Here is a 19,589-nt window from a genome sequence, read left to right as displayed (position 1 = left end):
CTAAATTACGCTTTTTATACTATCGCTTCAAAGTAAAATGACTAGTAAAAGTTCGTCCGTCTTGTAACTTTACTTTAAACCAATAATCGCTCGTTGGCATTTTTACACCATTAAAAGTACCATCCCAACCAGAACCTAATGGATCTAATTCTTTTAATAGTTTTCCATTACGATTAAATATAAAAATAGAAGAATTTGCTTGAAATTGGGAACTAATTCCTTTCACTTGCCAATAGTCGTTTTTAGAATCATCATTTGGCGTAAAAAACTTTGGAAAACCAATAACTGAAACTAACTCTTCGGTAATGCCACAGTTGTTTTTATCTCTAACAAAAACAGTATATAAACCAGGTTGTAGGTTGCTAAAAGTATTAGAATCTTGGTATGGTCCGTTGCTATCATCGATTGCAAATTCGTAATCACCTTCACCACTTACAAGCACCGAAATAGAATTATTTTGAGAGGCATCTATAATTTCTACATCAGTTATAGTTGCAATATTAGATGGCAAAACAGTTATGGTTCTGTCTTTAAAACAATTGTTAGCATTGAATACTCTTACGGTATAATTTCCCGGTGCATTAACTTCAATTGTAGCTGTATCTTCACCAGTAGACCATAAATAGGAATAGTTATTAGGCAAATCATTTATAACACCACCATCTAGTACAATAGTTTCGGGAAAGAAGTTAAGACAATAATGCGTTTCTGCTTCGGTTTCGATATTTGGTAATTCTAAAACAGTTAATTCTATTTGACTAATCCCATAACATGCATTCGCGTTTTCTACACGAGCATATATGGTTTGATTGTATGGAATGGTATTAGTAAATGTGGAAGCCAAGGGATTAGTTTCAACCAGAGCATCCTCATAAGTTTCAAAATATTGTAAGTTTAAACCAGCAGGTGCGCCAGCTAATACAATAGCATTGGTGTCATTAAGATTAAAGCTCATAAAACCATCTTCGTTTCCGTCTGTATCGCATAACTGTATGCTAGCATTATTAGATGAGGTTAGGCTTACTTCGAGAGAAATTTCACTATAATTTACACAACCGGTATTAGCATTTGTAACTCTTGTATAGATGATTTGTGGATTAAAGAAATTATCAAAAGCATAGCCGTCTATAGCATTTTCTTGGTTTTCGGCATCTACTTGAGATAGGTAATATTCTACAGTTGCATCTAAATTGTTATCCGTAATTGCATCAAAAGCTTCTGTGATGTTGAATGTTGTAAAGCCTTCGGGAATTCCATCCTCGTCGCATTGAATCAGTGAAACATCATTCGCAATCGGTTTTTCTGCAACTATAATATTAAATGAAGTAAAACCAACACAGCCAGAATCAAGGTCTTCAATTCTCGCAAATATTTCTGTTGGAGTAGGAGTTGTGTTTGTGTAAATATTTGGTAGCTGACCAGAAGACGTCTCAGCATCACCTTCACTTAAATAATAGGTGATATTATAATTTGCACCTGCTATACCGTTTACGATTTCTTGACTTTTAATATTAAAATCGAAAGTAGTGATACCATTTTGATCATCTCCATCGGTATCATCATCACAGACTTCGTAATCCGTTGGAGTATTAAAATTGTTGAATTCAGTTATATTAATATCAAAATCATTGATGATAAAACAACCTGTTATTGTGTTTTCAATTCTAATATATACGGTTTGATTACCAGATGTGGTATTAAATATATTTCCTAAAGCATCAGCTTTTATGTTTGCATCACTTTCTGTATTGTGATAGGTTACGGCAATATCACTTTCTCCATTAATAATATCTTGTGTTAAATCGGTAAGATCAATTTCTGTAATATTATCATCAAAAGGTGCAATAGCATCACACACATTTAGGTTTGGCAAAGTTGTAGTATTTAATGCTAAAGGGTTAGAAGGCTCTTCTGGAAATGTTGCAGTACCTGTCCATTCTAAAGAAAAAGGACTATTGCCAATTGGTCGGTCAATTACTATAAAATAACTTTCACCAGCAAGTACATCTATATCACTTACAAAACTATCACCATTTTGCCCTGGACCTTCTGAGGTTTCGGTCGAAGTCGCATTCATACCAGTTAAGTTGTTTCCTTGATTTGCGGCAGCAGGATTTGTAGTAGAGCAACGAATCGCCTGCCCAATATTTCCACAACTTACATTTGGTCCGAAAATGAAAAAATCATAATCTTCATTAATACTTGTACTGTTTGGTGTTAACGTAAATGCCAATGTTCCCGAATTCTCAATATTTACTTGTAACCAAATGCTATTGTTTTCTTGGCTAGAACAGGTATTAGAGCCTGCCAACTCTTGTACGCCTCTACCGTTTACATCGAAACTAAAATTTGAGTTTCCGCAAACGGTTACAGCAAACTGACAATCATTTGGCTCTTGTGCAAAAACTATTGTAGATACAAAACAAATAAGACAGAGAAGTATAGGTTTTAAAAAAAGATTTGGTTTTATTATCATCGTTTTAGTGTAAAATGACTGGTATATGTTCTTCCGTCTTCAAGGATTACTTTAAACCAATAATCGCTTGTTGGCATTTTTTCTCCATTATATGTGCCATCCCAACCAGCACTTAAAGGGTCTAATTCCTTTAAAAGTTTTCCATGACGATTAAATATAAAAATAGAAGAATTTGCTTGAAATTGGGAACTAATTCCTTTCACTTGCCAATAGTCGTTTTTAGAATCATCATTTGGCGTAAAAAACTTAGGAAAGCCAATAACTGAAACTAACTCTTCGGAAATGCCACAGTTATTTTTATCTCTAACAAAAACAGTATATAAACCAGGTTGTAGGTTGCTAAAAGTATTAGAATCTTGGTATGGTCCATTACTATCATCGATTGCAAATTCGTAATCACCTTCACCACTTACAAGCACCGAAATAGAATTATTTTGAGAGGCATCTATAATTTCTACATCAGTTATAGTTGCAATATTAGATGGCAAAACAGTTATGGTTCTGTCCTTAAAACAATTGTTAGCATTGAAAACTCTTACGGTATAATTTCCAGGAGCATTAACTTCAATTGTAGCTGTATCTTCACCAGTAGACCATAAATACGAATAGTTATTAGGCAAATCATTTATAACACCACCATCTAGTACAATAGTTTCGGGAAAGAAGTTAAGACAATAATGCGTTTCTGCTTCGGTTTCGATATTTGGTAATTCTAAAACAGTTAATTCTATTTGACTAATGCCATAACATGCATTCGCATTTTCTACACGAGCATATATGGTTTGATTGTATGGAATGGTATTAGTAAATGTGGAAGCCAAGGAATTAGTTTCAATCAGAGCATCCTCATAAGTTTCAAAATATTGTAAGTTTAAACCAGCAGGTGCGCCAGCTAATACAATAGCATTGGTGTCATTAAGATTAAAGCTCATAAAACCATCTTCGTTTCCGTCTGTATCGCATAACTGTATGCTAGCATTATTAGACGATGTTAGGCTTACTTCGAGAGAAATTTCACTATAACTTACACAACCTGTATTGGTATTGGTAACTCGTGTGTAGATGATTTGTGGATTAAAGAAATTATCAAATGCTTCAGGATTTGTAATTTCATTTAATTGATTCTCAGCGTCATTTTGTGATAAATAAAATTGAGTGTTTCTATTAGAATTATTATCAATTATATCCTCAACAAATTGAGATATGTTAAAGGTTGTAAATCCTTCCGGAATGCCATCTTCGTCGCATTGTAAAATGGTAATATCGTTGGCAATAGGAGCATCATTTACGGTGAGTTCAAAGCTTTGAGTACTATAGCAAGTTGTATTTGTGGTATTTTCAATTCTAATAAAAATAGTTTCGTTAAAAGGATTAGAATTGGTGTAACTCATTGGTAACTCATTAGATTTACTATCTGCATCGTCTTGAGAACTATGAAAAGTAACTTCTGTATTTTCTTGTGTTCCAACTATATTAGGAACCAATTCTGACAAATCTATAGTGGCAATTCCATCCAAAGGATCATCTTCGTTATCACAGAATTCTACATTATTAATTTGAACAATTTGTGGTGTATTAAAAACGTCGAGTTCAAAATTAGTGACATCAAAACAATTCGGATTTTCGCTATTTTCTACACGTACATAAATAGTTTGCGGATCACTAATATTAGTATACGGAAATGTAATTTCGTTTTCACGATTGTTAGCTTCTTCTAGCGATTCAAAATAACGCACATTGTAATCTGCTGGATTTTGGGTTGATAATGCTTCACTATCTTTTGGAGTAAAATCGAAAGTGGTTAAACCATCGTTACCAGCGTCATCACAAGCAACCACATCTGAAACATCATGAGCTACAGGTATATCGTATACACCAACAACCGCACTGCCTTCAATTGGGCAATCACCATTATTAGGCTCAATATATACTTCGTAAAATCCTGGTGTATCTACAAATAACTCAAAAGAATCTTCGGGTAAAGGATTACCATCAAAAGACCAAAAATAATCTGCTCCAGGAATATCATCTGCCTGAAGTGTATAGCTATCTCCCGTACAAAGTCTTAATTCGGTAGTGCTTAAATCGTTTCTTATAATGTCTATTTGAGAATTAAATAAGGATTGAATAAATGGAGGCAAACCCAATCGACTGGTGTTTAAAGCTAGTCCGCCACCAACATCTAATCTTATACCTTGCTCGTCGTAATTAGCGGCTAAGCCGTCAGCTTCGGGATTATTAATGACACCAATAAATCGAGAAACATCAAAATTACCGTTAAAACTTAGCTGCGCTCTGTAAATACGTCTATCTATACCAAGTTGAAGAGCTCCAGCACTAATATCATTAGAGCTATGAATTACTTGGATTGATGCTGGTATGTTATCACTCTCTAAATCCCATTGCACAATTTGACTTGCTGGGCTACCACTTATTCCTAAACCTATGGTAGCATAAGCTTTTTTATTCTCAGCAGAAAACTCAACACCATAAGGGCTGTCATTGTTCTGAGCACTATATAGTTCTAAACTATTAGAAATAACACCAGTTGCACTATCAAAATCAAATAAATATACACTTCCTCCTGCATCACCGCCAATAGTAGTTGCTTCTCCATAATGCGCTACGATAATTTTTGAACCATCTGGTGAAGCTTTTAAATAACCTAAAGCATTCCGTCTATAACCAGAAACAGGAATATTAGGACCGACAGTAGAAATAACTGGCGTAGTATCTACACCATTAACATCTACTCTAAAAGCATAAAACTTATTTGTAAATTGGGTAATAACCCAGAAAGAAGAACAATCCTCAGCTCTAACTGCAGTAATTTTTTCAGAACATTTGAATTTAACCTCTTCAGTATCATTGATATCATAAGTTATTAAATGGATATTCTTCTCAGTAGCATCGACATCTCCTAGACCCGAATTTAGGGTCATGTCTATTAATGAATAATTGAAGCCATTGTTAAAACCATCATCTTCTCCAGGAACTGATCCATCTATATTTTGATTTGGAAATGTTGCGGCATTATTATGATGCGGTTCATCAACGGTAAAAATATAATACTTGCTAGGATCTTGAGGTTTCGGTACAATAAGACCAGAAGATGTACTAGAAGGATCACCTAAAAGTCCTGTACCATTAAAATAGTCACCATTTGGCATAACTTGATGGTTTTGGTTCCAGACAGTTTTGCCATCAGAATAAAAAAGTAGGTTTCCATCAGAGTCAGATATGGAAGTACAGCCTTCTAAGGTATTAATTTGACCATCGGTAATAGCAGTTACAGTGCCAGAAGTAACATCGAAACGTAAACCTGCATTCTGACCAAAATACCAATATGAAGCCTCACTCTGCCCAAATAAAACGGAGCAAAATGTAAGTGAAAGAAGAACAATACATATCTTTTTCATAATAGCTTTGGTGTATATAAAACACACTGTTCAATACTATATAACAATTAGAACTTAAAAAGTCCTTACTATAGTATTAAAAAACTAAATAGCAATTGCTATCAAAGATATTATAAATCTCTCTTTTTTAATAATCGATACGATAAAAAGATGAAAAGGGCTGTCCAACCTAAAACAATGGCAATCTCGTACCAATGTACAGCGTAATCATAGGCTATATCCGTTTTTTCTGGGAATTTTGTCATTACTATACGCTGAATAGGTTGATCTATAAGTTTGTACATAGATTCTAATGGCAAAAAGTTTTTAACTTTAAATGCACTATCCGCATTACCAAAAACTTCATAAGCTCCCCAAAATACTATCCATTCTAAAATGTAAAGTATTACTAAAAATCCTAAAGCAAATGCTGAACGTTTCAAAAGCATTCCGAAGAATAGACATAAGCTAAAAAAGCCAACAAGTTTTACAAAATAAGCTAATAAGAATTCTATTTCTCTAAAGATTATAGTTGCTTCAGTATAACTAGAGTAGTACAAGCCAATTAAAAAAGTAGCTAAGCCAATTAGAATAGTGGCACACAAAGAAAAGAATACAATTGTATAGAATTTTGAAAGTATAAATTCCTTTTTACTTAAACCATCGATAAGGTTTTGTTTCAGGGTTTTATTACTGTATTCATTTCCTATCATGCTTACCACAACTATGGCAAAGAAAAACTTAAAATAGGATGCGAAAAAGGTGGTAATATGCCAAATAATTGGGAAGTTAAAAATGCCTAATTCACCTAGCTCTAGCGTGAAAATTCCAAAAAAGTTGATTTTTATTGATGATAAAACCAAAACTGTAAAAGGAAGAATAAATGAAACAAAAATTAATATTTTACTTGCTTTATTGAGCCAAAGTTTTTGTAATTCTAATTGTACAAGACGTAACATATATTGATTGGTTTGTTATATGCTGTAGTGTGACATTGAGGTTATGCCCAATGAGACAGTACAGTTGTTTTTTGATTAATTTTCTTGATTGTCAGTTAATTGTAAGAACTGTTCTTCTAAACTTTCTTTTCGTTTTACTAAATGAGAGAGTAGAATGCCTTTATCGAACATTAATTTATTAAAATCGGAAGCAGACATTGGTTCATTTAAAAACGCTGTAATTAAACCGTCTTCTAACTTTACATTTCCAAAATTAGAATGTGTTTCTAAAAGATCTAAAAGTTCTTGGTGCTTTTCAGCTTTTAATTCAAAAAAGCCATGACTACTTATCATTTCATCTACACGACCAGAATATAATTTTACACCTTGTCGTAATACAACCACATGCGAACACACTTTTTCAACTTCATCGAGTAGGTGTGACGCTAATAAAATGGTGGTGCCAGTTGCAGCAATGTCTTTAATAATTTGGCGTATTTGATGAATTCCTTGCGGATCTAAACCATTTGTAGGTTCATCTAATATTAAAATTTCAGGATCATTAAGTAAAGCAGATGCAATAGCTAACCGTTGCTTCATACCTAAAGAATAGGTTTTAAATTTATGGTCTTTTCTGTCTAATAGACCAACAACATTGAGTTTCTCATCAATTTTGCTGTAATCTACTCCTTTAATTTTGCAAACCAGCTTTAAATTCTGCTCTGCTGTCATATAAGGATAAAAGTTTGGTCGCTCTATTATAGCTCCAACTTGTTTTAATGCATCGTGCGTTGTGGTATTACCATCAAACCATTGAAAATCTCCTGTGGATTTGTTTACAACATTTAAAACAATACCTAGTGTAGTGGATTTACCACTTCCATTAGGGCCAAGGATGCCGTAAACATTGCCTTTATTGATTGTAAAACTTAGGTCTTTAACAGCTGTTAAAGATCCGAATTTCTTGGTAAGATTGTTAATTGTAAGGATTGGCTCCAAAGTGATTGGTTTTAAAGGTTGATTGATTTTACAAGATACTGAAAAAAAGCTTCGACAAGCTCAGCGTAACGTTTCGGTACTTGTTGGTTATGTAGGTAAGACGATTGTCATCATAATTTGTTACACCAAAATAAAAAAAGCATCATTTTATGATGCTTTTTAAATTATTATCGGGTCTAAATTAATTCCAATTTTCGTCAAAATCTAAATCGCTATAATCATCGATATCTAAATCATCTTCAAATTCGTTATAGTCATCATCATCATCTTCTTCAGCTTCAAATGTTTTTTCTGGTGCTTGATCAGGAATTTGTCCATGTACAAACATTAGGTTGGGGTAATCAGTACCTTGTGCTTCTTCTACAATTTCACCTAATTCTACATAGAATGTCCACATATTCAGAAAATCGTAAACGTAGATTAACTTTGTAGCAGCTTCGTGTACAACATCGCTAATAGTCGTTTCGTTCATCATTCTCACTTCATTACCAGCTTCACTCATATCCATCATGGCAATTTCTTCACCTTGATTCCATGCATCATCACTAACATAAAAAGAAGCCATTTCCATACCATCAAAACCAAAAGATTGAGTGATAGTATTGTGCAAGTCTTCCATAGTGTCACTTTCACGAATTTCTATATCGCGGAACACATCATCTTCGGTATCGTTATCTAGTATAACTCTAAATCTGTAAATCATGCTGCAAAGTTAAGAGATTTTTTAATTATTTACTGAAACGATGTAATGTAAATGTCATGGCACTTAGTAAAATAAATGCACCTACTTGATGTACAACACCTAGCCAAACTGGTACTGCATAAACTAACGTTAAAACCCCTAACAAAAACTGAACACCGACCATGGCTAACAATACATTTACACCCTTTTTTTGATAAGGTGTTATTGAAACTCGCGTGGCTTTGTACCAAATTGCTAAGATGAAAATAACAACTATATAAGCTAATGTTCTGTGCACAAATTGCACACCACTTTTGCCTTCAATAAAATTAAGATAAGTAGGGTTTTGTTCTAAATATACGGTTTCATGTATCCATTTATTTTCACTCATTAGTGGCCAGTGATTATGAATCCAGCCAGCATCTAATCCAGCCACAAAAGCGCCATAAATAATTTGAACAATTAATACAACCAAACCAAGTCGTATAAAGTTCCTCAGTTTTTTATCAATAACCTTTTTGTTTGGAAACATTAAATCTAAAGCCACCCAAAAAGTATAAGCAAAGGTTAAAAATGCAGTCGTTAAATGTGCGGCAAGTCTATAGTGACTTACATCTGGGCGATCTACCAAACCGCTTTTAACCATATACCAGCCCAAAAAACCTTGAAAACCACCAAGAATTAGAAGAATTATAGATTTTTTAATGGTTGATTTAGAAAGTTGTTTCCTTATAAGAAAGTAAATAAATGGAATGATAAACACCAAGCCTATAAAACGACCAATAACACGGTGAATCCATTCCCAAAAATAGATATCTTTAAACTCTTCTAAGGTAAAATGTGTATTGAGTTTTTGGTATTCTGGATACTGTTTATACAAATCAAAAGCTTCATTCCATTCAACCTCATTCATAGGAGGAATGGTACCAGAAATTAATTTATAATTAGAAATTGATAAACCAGAATGAGTTAATCTTGTAATACCACCAACGATTACCATTATAAAGATGAGAACACAACCTGTAAGTAACCAGTAAATAACTTTTTTATTGTCTTTTTTCATTTTTCAAAAATTTTTCAAAACACAAACTATTTTCAACACCAATATATTGACCGTAATTAGGAATGATGTTGTATAAATTCTTTTTATAAAATTGAACGGCTTCTACTTGTCTAATACCCGTTTCTAGCACACAAGATGAATAGTTTAATTCTGCAGCCCAATCTTCTAATTCTTTTAAAATTAGAGAGGCTATCCCTTTTTCGCGAGCTTCAGATGAGGTAAACATGCGTTTCACTTCTACACTTGTTTTATCAAATTCCTTGAAAGCTCCACAGCCAACAGGTTGATTTTCTCTGTATGCAACAACAGTATGATTTAATTTGTCTATTGAGTTAAACTGATTGTAAAAATCGTGTTCATCTCCATCTGTTATTTTTAAATAAGCGTCGAGTTGTTTTACTAAATCAATAAAATCGCTGTTTTCAGAATTGGTTCTAACGAGTTTTATCATTTTAAGCAATTTTAAGTCCAAGTTCTTTTCCTTTTTCAATCATTAATTGAAAAGCTGCTTCGTGTTCATTGGGAATATCGCCTTCTAAAATCGCTTCTTTAATCGCTTCTTTAATAATGCCTATTTCTCTTGAAGGTTTTAAATTGAAGGCTTTCATAATTTCTTCACCAGTTACTGGAGGTTGAAAATTTCTCACCTGATCACGTTCTTCAACTTCAACAATTTTATCTCTAACTTTCTGAAAATTATTATGATATCTTTTAAATTTTTTAGGGTTCTTAGTCGTAATGTCGGCTTCGCAAAGCGTCATTAAATCATCGACATATTCACCAGCATCAAACACCAATCGTCTTACGGCAGAATCTGTAACGTCTGATGCTAAAACAATAGGTCTCGAACTCATAAACACCATTTTCTGAACAAATTTCATTTTGTCATTCAGTGGCATTTTTAGCCGTTTAAATAATTTATAAACCATTTTAGAGCCTATAAATTCGTGTGCATGAAACGTCCACCCAATTTTTTTATGGAACTTCTTCGTTGGCGCTTTACCAATATCGTGCAATAATGCTGCCCAACGTAACCAAAGATTGTCAGTTGTTTTGGCAATATTATCAACGACTTCTAAGGTATGATAAAAGTTGTCTTTATGTCGTTGTCCTTCAATTTCATCAATGCCTTTTAAAGCTGTTAACTCTGGTAAAATGTACTCTAATAGACCTGTTTTTTCCAATAAAATAAACCCAATTGAAGGCGTTTTACTTTCCAAAATTTTGTTCAATTCTACAACAATACGTTCTTTGGTAATAATTTTTATTCTATCCTTGTTATCAGTTATCGCTTTTAAGGAAGTATCTTCAATTTTAAAATTAAGTTGTGTTGCAAACCTGATAGCGCGCATCATCCTTAAAGGGTCATCACTATAGGTGATATCTGGATTTAGAGGTGTACGAATAATGCCTTTATCTAAATCAGCAATGCCATTAAAAGGATCTAACAACGCGCCAAAATTAGATGTGTTTAAACTCAATGCTAAAGCATTAATAGTAAAATCGCGACGGTTTTGATCGTCTTGTAATGTGCCATTTTCAACAACAGGATTTCTGCTGTTTTCAGTATAACTTTCTTTACGTGCACCAACAAATTCAATTTCTATATCATCATAGCGTAGCATTGCTGTGCCATAGGTTTTAAATACTTGAACCTTTGGCTGATTGGGTAAATTTTTAGCTACTTGCTTTGCAAGTTCAATACCACTACCTACAGCAACAATATCTATGTCTTTTGCGCTTCCACGTTCTAATAAATAATCGCGTACAAACCCACCAATAACATAACTATCTACTTGTAATTCTTCAGCAGATTGAGATATGATGTTAAATATTTTGTGTTTTAATGCTCGTATGTGATTCATATAATAAAATAGAAAAAAGCGCTTATTTTTTTGGTAGTGCAAAGATACGACACGGAGTTAATCTTTTGAAATCAATTAGCATTAAAAGAAAAAAACTAATTGTAATTTTGTGATATGAATTATGAGATTAGTACAGCTTATTCGGAGCATAAGGATTTTTTAGATGATTGCATTATCCATTTTGAAACTAAAGGAGAGCCTTTTGGTAATCAGAAAAGAAATGCCCTAAGACTCTTTAAGTTGAATGATGATACCATTAATATTAAATCATTTAAAGTTCCTAATATTATTAATCAGATTGCCTATAAGTTTTTTAGAAAAAGTAAAGCGCAACGTTCTTTTGAGTATGCTATAAAACTAAAAGAGTTGGGTATTGGTACACCAGAACCTATAGCTTACTATGAGTTTAAAACACCACTTCTATTTAAAAAAAGCTACTACATTTCTAAGCAGTTAGATTGTGACTTAACTTATAGAGAATTAACTCACGATTTTAATTACCCAGATTACGATAACATTTTAAGGGCCTTTACAAGATTTACATATCAATTACACGAAAAAGGTATTAAGTTTTTAGACCACTCTCCAGGTAATACTTTAATTAAAAAAGTAGCACATGGTTATGAATTTTATTTGGTTGATTTAAATCGAATGGAATTTAAGCATATGGAATTTGAAGAGCGTATAAAAAACTTTGATAGGCTAACAATTCATAAATCTATGGTTGAGGTTATGAGTGATGAATACGCGAAAGTTTCGGGTGAAAACTATGATGATATTGTAAAATTAATGTGGCGATTTACCGAAGAGTTTCAGGCAAAGCATCATAAAAAACAAAAGCTAAAAAAGAAGTTGAAATTTTGGCGTTAAGAAGCTTTATTTTTTTTGTGCAACTCTCTCAATTTGGCATACTTTAAAAATGTGAGATGTCCTGTTTGGTAGCAAATCATAAAACCATTAAAGCCATCTAAAAATCCGAGACGTAAGATATAGGCTTTAAAAAATGCCCACGAAGGATTCCATATGAGTTTCCAAATTGGTGCTTTTTTTCCGAGTTTGTAATACGCATCTGCAGAAATAGTCGAGAACTTTTCCATTTTTAGATTAAACTCGGAGTACGTTTGGTATGTGAGGTGCAAAATATCTCCTTTTAGTTGGCTCACTTTTCCTGACTCTTTAATAACTATACTATCGTGAGGGTTTATGCCTTTCCACACGGCTTTTCGCTTGTCAAAAACACGTAATTTTTTATTGGGATACCAGTCTGAATGTTTTATCCATTGCCCACAAAAATTGTTATAACGATTACAATAGTAGCCATCGAACTTCCAATTGTTTTTTAACTCAATTATTGATTTTTGAAGTTCATTAGAAAGCGACTCATCTCCATCTAATGAGACAATATAATCGTAAGAAGCCTTAGTTAAGGCGAAATTTTTCTGCTCTATATAACCAAGAAACTTTTGTTCTATAAACACCACGTTATACTTTAAACAAATGGCTTTAGTATTATCAGTAGAAAACGAATCTACCACTACAATTTCATCTGCAACGTTTACCAGAGATTTAATGCATTCTTCAATGTATCGTTCTTCGTTATACGTTATAATTACAGCAGATAGTTTAATCATAGATGTTTTTTAGTCGATTATAAAATTAATATTTTCTGTAATTATAGTTTAATAGTATAAGGTTTATTGTAACTTTTAAAAGTAAAATAACCCAGTCGTTTTCTTATTTTATACTTCCGTATTAAATTCAGTGGTTTAGCTTTTAGATAGCTTTTGTCTTCGTGTAAAAAAGAAATGCAAGTATCTACAACACGTTGGCTCGATTTACCATCAAAGTATGGATGTAATTGATTGATGAATGCTTTAATGTTTTCAATTAAATCTTTTGGATTAGTAAGTGCTGTATCAAACGCTTTTTCAATAGCATCAGCAGATTCTATGTTTATTAAATAATTATGGTTAAAAGTATGTCTGTAAGTTACCACAGGTTTTTTTTGAAGCAAAAATTCTTGAATTGCAGAGGTTGTATCAGCAAACATTATATCTGCTTTTTTAAATAAAGGAATTAATTCTGTAGTGTCGTAATAAGTAAAGTTATTACTATTTAAACTTTTCCATTTCTCTTTTGTTTCATGAGATAATTTAGGATGTAAAACCATAATAAACTTATACTTTCCCGAGTTAGACAACTGCTTTATTGTGTTAAAAACATCATCGTGTAGTGCTAAACTTAAGCGTTTACTAAACGTAGAAGCAATCATTATGGTTGTCACACTATTTTGTTGTTTTACCTCGATTGGAAATAATGGATCTACTTTGCTCCAACCGGTTTCTTTAACTTCAAAATGTGGGAACTTTTTTTGTTGTGCTCTAAATCCTGAAGTGCTAGTAGGACCTTGAGTACAATACAAATCAAAGAATCCACGAATTCTATAATGTGCAAAATTGTTGTTTCCTTCTGGTCTTTTTTGAGCATTAAAGCCATGAAATATCTGAACTTTTAGTCCTGAGATAAAATCTGGTACATCATTGGTGGCTGCTAAAACGATGTGCGGTTTATAGCTTATTACCTCTTCAATGGTACTCAATCTATTGTCTTTATTGTGCAACGCAGTTACTCCATCATCTAGGTCGCTGAACCATTTTACAGAATACCCTCTTCTTAATATTTCTGACTCTAAAGGATTTCCTATAGGTACAGCGTAACTGTAAGAAATATATATTAAGAATTTGTACTGCATTATTTCAATTGCTTTAAAATTATAACGTCCGCTGTTTTAGCCAACTCACTATAAAATTTAAGATGTTTTTTGGGCTTTTATTTAAACTTTGTAAACCTAAAAAAAGTTTATTCTTAGAGTTTATATTTAATTTAAACTTATACCAATACAAGGGCTTTTTATAAGATCTAAAGTATAATAATTGTAAATCTTTTTGAATTTTACATGTCTTATATTTTATCTCTAAATGATTGGCTAATGCAACAGGTAAAAATTGAGATCGGTTTCTAAACTTATATTTTATGTTTTCTAAAAAGACCTCTGGATTTTCATTAAAAAATGCTTCTAATGTAGATTTCCGCATTGGATGAGGCGTATGTTTAAATCTAAACAATTTTTTAAAGCCAAGTATTTTAGCTGCTTTTTCTTGTGCCGCTTTATGACTCGCTTTTTCTGTCTTCTCTTTTTTGTAAAATTTATCAGCTTCAAATTGTTGCCAGAATCCTCTTAGTATTGGGAAGCCATTTTCAGTAAAAAAATCTGCTTTGGTAGTAGGGTTAATTATAAAAAAATCATCATTTAAGTAAATAAAGTGTTCAGATAATTCTGGAATTCTATGAATACAACTTTCTATAGTTCTACTATTAAATGTTGGGAGGTTGGTTTCTAAACCTTTAAATATTGAAGTATGATTTACAATCTTAACATTAGCGTATTTGTCCCCTAAATTCTCATGTTTTAAAAACTCAGGGGTTTGATTATCCGTTACAATAAATACCGTGTTTATAAACGAGGCATATTTTAAGATGGAATGCACAGTATATTCAATTTCATCTACTTGAATATATCTGTTGTTAAAACTTTTTGTTGAATTTTGGTCTTCTTTTAAATAAGGAGATATTTTAGATTTATACGCCTCATCATTGCCATCTACCCAAAGGATAACAGCATCAATTTTAACAATATTAAATTCTTCTTTAGTCATCCCTATAAAAACAAGTTTAGTATTCTATCTGTTCTAGACTCGTAATGGTGTCTTTGTTGGCATTAAGTTTTGGTAGTATAAAATAATCACCAATAATTTTATTGTACTTCTCTGGATAAAACTCTTTTCGCGCATCCGAAGGGTAGAAAGTCATTTCTCCAAAAATGGTTTTTCCATTAACTGAGTAAAAATCTACTCGAGCAAAAGGAAGCTTTTCAGCTAAAATTCTAGATAGTCTTACCATTTCTTCAAGATTACTAGGTTTCTCTAACTCTGAAGAAATTGTTTTATACGTCTTACTTTTTCCAAAAGGTAGTAGATTAAATTCTAAATCAAAACAACCTTGTTTATGATCTTCTTCTCTATCTAAATGTACATCAATAAATTTTGGTTCTCCTCTAAAGCAGTAAAACTTATAATCTACAAGATCATTTTTGCCATCTTCTTTCAAAAACTTTTCGATGATAATTTTTGGTTTTACATCTTTATAAGCCCATTCTTGCCCTCTTTTGTAATATTGATTTTTTCCTAACCATTTTTTAAACAGTTGAATCACTTTTTTCTTATCGAGATTATCTTTGTTTTTTACAATATAATTATGACCATTAGTATGGTTGGCTTTAATTACAAATTGATTTGGTAAGCTATTAAAATCTATATCTTCTGGCTGATCATAAACAGCATAAAGTTCGTTGAGATAGTGTTCACCAATTTTTTCTTTAACATAAGATCTTACTTCGTATTTATCTACGAGCTTAGTTAAAATTTTTGGTCTAAAAAATACTTTATACCATTCTATTTTTGCATTGAATTCTTTAGGGTTATTTAAATCTAATGGTTTGCCAGAAAAATGCTCGTAATGAATTTTTACATAGATTTTAGGTGGCAAAGAACGCATTTTACGCAAATGTCTTAGGAAGAAACGACGTATTTTGTTCGACATTATTCTCTTGATTTTTAAAAACTCAATTATTCTAACCTAAATCCAAAGTCATTAATCACATATTGTTTACAAGGGGCACAATCACCACAAGGTTTTTCCTCAGATCGATGACAAAACCATGTACTTAACATAATATCCAAAAAGCCATGCTCTGTAGCATATTCTTTCATTTCTAATTTAGAAATATAGACTAATGGAAATCTAAAATTTTTAAATAATTGGCCAATGGGAAAACTAGTTTTTCTTCGATTAATAATCCAGTTTTCGCAATTAGTATCATCCGTTATTTTTATAAGCTGATTAGGGTTGATTAATCGATCTCTATCTTTTTTATGAAAGCCAATTTCTAGCCATTCATACTTTTTTGATAAATAACCTAACCATTTGTATTGAGTTCCAATTTTACGACGACGCTTAATTAATTTATACATAAGTTTAATATACAAATTAGAACGAATATCTTTTCGCTCAATGAGCTCAACCGGCAAAATGTCTCCGTTAGAATTATTAAAACGCGTTTTAATTAAATCTGTCAACAAATTTATGGTCTCTATTTCCTTTTGAGTCGAACCTCTACTAGAATCTATAACATACAAAGGCTGAAGTTTTACTCCTCTATTATAAAGCTCTATAACTCTAAATGTAGAATCCCAACCACCTGTCCATAAAACGTGTTTAACTTCTCCCATATTAAACTGCTACGTCATACTCACGTAAAGCGTCATTTAAAGACGTTTTCTTATCTGTACTTTCTTTACGCTTTCCAATAATTAAAGCACAAGGTACTTGAAATTCGCCCGCTTTAAAAGTCTTAGTATAACTGCCAGGAATTACTACAGAACGAGCAGGTACAACACCTTTTGTTTCAATAGGCTCGTCGCCAGTAACATCTATAATTTTTGTACTCATGGTTAAAACTACATTTGCACCTAAAACAGCTTCTTTTTCTACATGTACACCTTCTACAACAATACAACGACTGCCAATAAAAGCACCATCTTCAATAATAACTGGTGCAGCTTGCAACGGTTCTAAAACACCACCAATACCAACACCACCAGATAGATGTACATTTTTACCAATTTGTGCACAACTACCAACTGTTGCCCAAGTATCTACCATTGTACCTTCATCAACATAGGCTCCAATATTTACATAACTCGGCATTAAAATAGTACCCGAAGAAATATAAGCGCCATGTCTTGCTACAGCATGTGGCACCACACGTATACCTTTCTCAGCATAGTTTCGTTTTAACGGAATTTTATCGTGATATTCAAAGATACCAACTTCAAACGTTTCCATTTTCTGAATTGGGAAGTATAATACAACAGCTTTCTTAACCCATTCATTTACTTGCCAGCCATCTTCTGTAGGTTCTGCAACTCTTAATGTGCCAGCATCGATTAAATCAATAACACTTCTAATTGCATCAATGGTTACTTTATTTTTTAACTCGCTTCGATCATTCCAAGCATTTTCTATGATGGATTGTAATTGTTTCATGTATCTCAATAATATTTATTTCCCAAAGATACTTTTATATTGATTGAAGCTAAAATTCTTTTTAAAAAAAAAGTGACCTCTTAAAAAAAGTGGTGTCATATACACAGTTAAATAGGATGATATTTTTTTACAACATATCTGAGAATTTAATTAATAGCTAATTATAGAAAACCCTTCTCCCCATAATTGAAGGGTTTTCTTTTTTTTAGATTTTTTTAAAATAAATGTGACCTATATAAATATGTTGTGTCTTATAAGTGATTGATAAAATGATTTATTTTTTAGAGGGAATAAAATCATGAATTGGTTTGATAAGATTGATTGTCTAAAAACGCTTCTTTTTAAGAGGCGTTTTTTTATGAGTAAAATTTTGATGAAGTCATTATATATTTAATATAAGATTCTCATTATATCTATAAAGTGTCGCCTTAAAATATTTTATCTTTGCAAAATATGGGAAGAATTTTAGCCATTGATTATGGCACAAAGCGCACAGGTATTGCTGTTACTGACGAGCTGCAAATTATAGCTTCAGGTTTAACTACAGTTGATACTAAAGAGCTTATACCATTTTTAAAGCAATATACTGAAACGGAAAATGTAGACAAACTTGTTGTTGGTTTACCAAAACAAATGGATAATACAGCATCAGAGAGTGAGATTTATATTCAAAAATTTTTAGAGCTTTTAGCTAAAGCGATTCCTCATATTCCTGTAGAACGAATAGATGAACGTTTTACTTCTAAAATGGCTTTTCAGACGATGATTGATAGTGGTTTAAAGAAAAAACAACGTAAAAATAAAGCATTGATTGACGAGATTAGTGCTACGTTGATTCTACAAAGTTATTTGACTTCACAATCTTAAATAAGAATTGTATTTTTGCATCCGAAAATAAATTAATATGATATTACCAATCGTTGCCTATGGCGATGCCGTTTTAAAGAAAAAAGCTAAGGAGATTGATAAGGATTATCCTAAATTGAGCGAACTGATTGAAAACATGTATGAAACCATGTATGGTGCGTATGGTGTTGGTTTAGCAGCGCCGCAAATTGGTTTACCGATTCGTTTGTTTTTAGTAGATACTGAACCTTTTGCGGAAGATGAAACCTTTACAAAAGAAGAGCAAGAACAGCTTAAAAATTTCAAAAAAACGTTTATTAATGCTCAGATTTTAGAAGAAGAAGGTGATGAGTGGGCTTTTAACGAAGGTTGTTTAAGTATTCCGGATGTAAGGGAAGATGTTTTTAGACAACCAAAGATTAAGATTCAATACCAAGATGAGAATTTTAAAACTTATGTAGAAGAATATGATGGTTTAATTGCAAGGGTTATTCAGCATGAGTACGACCATATTGAAGGAGTCTTATTTACGGATAAGCTATCGTCGTTTAAAAAACGTTTAATAAAAGGAAAGCTTACTAATATTTCTAAAGGTAAGATTAAAATAGATTACAAAATGCGTTTTCCTGCAATGAGTAGAAAGCGTTAGTAGAAAATATAACTTCAGAATTCAAATTTGCATAGCAGACGAATTTTGAAAATAAAATATAATATGAGTTTAGATAAAATTTTATCCGTTTCTGGGAAACCAGGACTATACCAAATCGTTACACAGACCAGAACAGGTGCTGTTGTAGAATCTTTAATTGACAAAAAGCGTATTACAGTTGGTGCGCACAGTAATATTAGTATTCTTAGCGAAATAGCTATTTATACATTAACAGAAGAAGTGCCATTAAGAGATGTTCTTAAAAAAGTTAAAGACAAAGAGAACGGGCAGCCAACGTCTATTAGTCATAAAGATAGTAAAGATACCTTAGAAGAATTTTTCTTTGAGGTTTTACCAGATTATGATGAAGATCGTGTTTACCCGTCTGATATTAAAAAAGTAGTGCAATGGTATAATCTACTTCAAAAGAACGATCTTTTAGGTGCACTCGAAACAGAAGAGGAAACTAATTCTTCTGACGAAGAAGAATAAATACGTGAGTTCGATT

18 protein-coding genes are annotated in these 19,589 nt (G+C 32.3%); 4 read left to right on the top strand and 14 right to left on the bottom strand.

Translation table 11 applies throughout. The features are described 5' to 3' along the window. Positions 1-19 precede the first annotated feature (19 nt). The 8 genes from H8K90_RS12745 to H8K90_RS12710 all read right to left on the bottom strand — a co-directional run bounded on the left by H8K90_RS12745 (position 20) and on the right by H8K90_RS12710 (position 11,421). On the bottom strand, positions 20-2,476 hold the full coding sequence (locus H8K90_RS12745) for a T9SS type B sorting domain-containing protein (RefSeq protein ID WP_186846371.1): 2,457 nt from the start codon (positions 2,474-2,476) through the stop codon (positions 20-22). After that, positions 2,473-5,895 carry a T9SS type B sorting domain-containing protein gene (locus H8K90_RS12740; RefSeq protein ID WP_186846370.1) on the bottom strand — a complete coding sequence of 1,141 codons (3,423 nt, stop codon included), beginning with the start codon at positions 5,893-5,895 and terminating at the stop codon, positions 2,473-2,475. The genes H8K90_RS12745 and H8K90_RS12740 overlap by 4 nt, the downstream gene beginning before the upstream one ends. Positions 5,896-6,005: 110 nt before the next feature. After that, a complete protein-coding gene (locus H8K90_RS12735) occupies positions 6,006-6,833 on the bottom strand; it encodes an ABC transporter permease (RefSeq protein WP_186846369.1) in 828 nt (275 codons plus the stop codon). Between the two features lie 75 nt (positions 6,834-6,908). Next, positions 6,909-7,811: an ABC transporter ATP-binding protein gene (locus H8K90_RS12730; protein WP_186846368.1), complete on the bottom strand. Its 903-nt coding sequence runs from the start codon at positions 7,809-7,811 to the stop codon at positions 6,909-6,911. Positions 7,812-7,992: 181 nt separating this feature from the next. Beyond that, the gene (locus tag H8K90_RS12725) at positions 7,993-8,514 is read right to left on the bottom strand and encodes an IS1096 element passenger TnpR family protein (protein ID WP_186846367.1); all 522 of its coding nucleotides are present in this window, start codon (positions 8,512-8,514) and stop codon (positions 7,993-7,995) included. Positions 8,515-8,539: 25 nt separating this feature from the next. Continuing rightward, entirely contained in the window at positions 8,540-9,556 is a 1,017-nt protein-coding gene (locus H8K90_RS12720; RefSeq protein ID WP_186846366.1) for a COX15/CtaA family protein, read from the bottom strand. After that, complete coding sequence (locus H8K90_RS12715; RefSeq protein WP_186846365.1) at positions 9,540-10,007, bottom strand: GNAT family N-acetyltransferase; 468 nt, start codon at positions 10,005-10,007, stop codon at positions 9,540-9,542. The genes H8K90_RS12720 and H8K90_RS12715 overlap by 17 nt, the downstream gene beginning before the upstream one ends. Position 10,008: 1 nt before the next feature. After that, positions 10,009-11,421, bottom strand: coding sequence for a CCA tRNA nucleotidyltransferase (locus tag H8K90_RS12710; protein ID WP_186846364.1), 1,413 nt, complete (start codon positions 11,419-11,421; stop codon positions 10,009-10,011). 114 nt (positions 11,422-11,535) lie between these two features. Here H8K90_RS12710 and H8K90_RS12705 point away from each other — a divergent pair, with 114 nt between their 5' ends. Then, on the top strand, positions 11,536-12,291 hold the full coding sequence (locus H8K90_RS12705; RefSeq protein ID WP_186846363.1) for a lipopolysaccharide kinase InaA family protein: 756 nt from the start codon (positions 11,536-11,538) through the stop codon (positions 12,289-12,291). Here the strand turns inward: H8K90_RS12705 and H8K90_RS12700 are convergent. From H8K90_RS12700 to H8K90_RS12675, 6 genes are read right to left on the bottom strand one after another with little or no spacing between them, the layout of a single operon-like run. After that, on the bottom strand, positions 12,288-13,052 hold the full coding sequence (locus tag H8K90_RS12700) for a glycosyltransferase family 2 protein (protein WP_186846362.1): 765 nt from the start codon (positions 13,050-13,052) through the stop codon (positions 12,288-12,290). The two genes, H8K90_RS12705 and H8K90_RS12700, sit on opposite strands and share 4 nt — an antisense overlap. 41 nt (positions 13,053-13,093) lie before the next feature. Then, positions 13,094-14,173 (bottom strand): UDP-N-acetylglucosamine 2-epimerase, encoded by a 1,080-nt coding sequence (locus H8K90_RS12695; RefSeq protein ID WP_186846361.1) that lies wholly within the window; start codon positions 14,171-14,173, stop codon positions 13,094-13,096. 19 nt (positions 14,174-14,192) lie between these two features. Beyond that, positions 14,193-15,137 (bottom strand): Stealth CR1 domain-containing protein, encoded by a 945-nt coding sequence (locus tag H8K90_RS12690; protein ID WP_186846360.1) that lies wholly within the window; start codon positions 15,135-15,137, stop codon positions 14,193-14,195. A gap of 16 nt (positions 15,138-15,153) precedes the next feature. Beyond that, a complete protein-coding gene (locus tag H8K90_RS12685) occupies positions 15,154-16,080 on the bottom strand; it encodes an ATP-grasp fold amidoligase family protein (protein WP_246457737.1) in 927 nt (308 codons plus the stop codon). A 26-nt stretch (positions 16,081-16,106) separates the two neighbouring features. Further along, entirely contained in the window at positions 16,107-16,769 is a 663-nt protein-coding gene (locus H8K90_RS12680) for a hypothetical protein (protein ID WP_186846359.1), read from the bottom strand. 1 nt (position 16,770) lies between these two features. Next, on the bottom strand, positions 16,771-17,586 hold the full coding sequence (locus tag H8K90_RS12675; RefSeq protein ID WP_186846358.1) for a 2,3,4,5-tetrahydropyridine-2,6-dicarboxylate N-succinyltransferase: 816 nt from the start codon (positions 17,584-17,586) through the stop codon (positions 16,771-16,773). A gap of 453 nt (positions 17,587-18,039) precedes the next feature. Between H8K90_RS12675 and ruvX the strand changes: the two genes are divergently transcribed. The 3 genes from ruvX (at position 18,040) to H8K90_RS12660 (ending at position 19,573) form a co-directional block, all read left to right on the top strand. Further along, the gene (gene ruvX / locus H8K90_RS12670; RefSeq protein ID WP_186846357.1) at positions 18,040-18,453 is read left to right on the top strand and encodes a Holliday junction resolvase RuvX; all 414 of its coding nucleotides are present in this window, start codon (positions 18,040-18,042) and stop codon (positions 18,451-18,453) included. A gap of 37 nt (positions 18,454-18,490) precedes the next feature. Next, complete coding sequence (gene def, locus H8K90_RS12665; protein ID WP_186846356.1) at positions 18,491-19,081, top strand: peptide deformylase; 591 nt, start codon at positions 18,491-18,493, stop codon at positions 19,079-19,081. A 63-nt stretch (positions 19,082-19,144) separates the two neighbouring features. After that, positions 19,145-19,573, top strand: coding sequence for a DUF5606 family protein (locus H8K90_RS12660; protein ID WP_186846355.1), 429 nt, complete (start codon positions 19,145-19,147; stop codon positions 19,571-19,573). The last annotated feature ends 16 nt before the right edge of the window (positions 19,574-19,589 follow it).

It is taken from the genome of Winogradskyella echinorum (assembly GCF_014297365.1).
Classification (GTDB): Bacteria; Bacteroidota; Bacteroidia; order Flavobacteriales; family Flavobacteriaceae; genus Winogradskyella; species Winogradskyella echinorum.
The sequence above is the reverse complement of the archived record's forward strand: the minus strand, read 5'-3'. Positions and strand labels throughout refer to the sequence as shown.

Excerpts from the sequence above, each read along its gene's own strand:
- H8K90_RS12725 (WP_186846367.1), bottom strand. The coding sequence starts at position 8,514 with ATGATTTACAGATTTAGAGTTATACTAGATAACGATACCGAAGATGAT.
- H8K90_RS12715 (WP_186846365.1), bottom strand. The coding sequence starts at position 10,007 with ATGATAAAACTCGTTAGAACCAATTCTGAAAACAGCGATTTTATTGAT.
- H8K90_RS12735 (WP_186846369.1), bottom strand. The coding sequence starts at position 6,833 with ATGTTACGTCTTGTACAATTAGAATTACAAAAACTTTGGCTCAATAAA.
- H8K90_RS12710 (WP_186846364.1), bottom strand. The coding sequence starts at position 11,421 with ATGAATCACATACGAGCATTAAAACACAAAATATTTAACATCATATCT.
- ruvX (WP_186846357.1), top strand. The coding sequence starts at position 18,040 with ATGGGAAGAATTTTAGCCATTGATTATGGCACAAAGCGCACAGGTATT.
- H8K90_RS12675 (WP_186846358.1), bottom strand. The coding sequence starts at position 17,586 with ATGAAACAATTACAATCCATCATAGAAAATGCTTGGAATGATCGAAGC.
- H8K90_RS12705 (WP_186846363.1), top strand. The coding sequence starts at position 11,536 with ATGAATTATGAGATTAGTACAGCTTATTCGGAGCATAAGGATTTTTTA.
- def (WP_186846356.1), top strand. The coding sequence starts at position 18,491 with ATGATATTACCAATCGTTGCCTATGGCGATGCCGTTTTAAAGAAAAAA.
- H8K90_RS12680 (WP_186846359.1), bottom strand. The coding sequence starts at position 16,769 with ATGGGAGAAGTTAAACACGTTTTATGGACAGGTGGTTGGGATTCTACA.
- H8K90_RS12690 (WP_186846360.1), bottom strand. The coding sequence starts at position 15,137 with ATGACTAAAGAAGAATTTAATATTGTTAAAATTGATGCTGTTATCCTT.
- H8K90_RS12685 (WP_246457737.1), bottom strand. The coding sequence starts at position 16,080 with ATGTCGAACAAAATACGTCGTTTCTTCCTAAGACATTTGCGTAAAATG.
- H8K90_RS12700 (WP_186846362.1), bottom strand. The coding sequence starts at position 13,052 with ATGATTAAACTATCTGCTGTAATTATAACGTATAACGAAGAACGATAC.
- H8K90_RS12720 (WP_186846366.1), bottom strand. The coding sequence starts at position 9,556 with ATGAAAAAAGACAATAAAAAAGTTATTTACTGGTTACTTACAGGTTGT.
- H8K90_RS12740 (WP_186846370.1), bottom strand. The coding sequence starts at position 5,895 with ATGAAAAAGATATGTATTGTTCTTCTTTCACTTACATTTTGCTCCGTT.
- H8K90_RS12745 (WP_186846371.1), bottom strand. The coding sequence starts at position 2,476 with ATGATAATAAAACCAAATCTTTTTTTAAAACCTATACTTCTCTGTCTT.
- H8K90_RS12695 (WP_186846361.1), bottom strand. The coding sequence starts at position 14,173 with ATGCAGTACAAATTCTTAATATATATTTCTTACAGTTACGCTGTACCT.
- H8K90_RS12660 (WP_186846355.1), top strand. The coding sequence starts at position 19,145 with ATGAGTTTAGATAAAATTTTATCCGTTTCTGGGAAACCAGGACTATAC.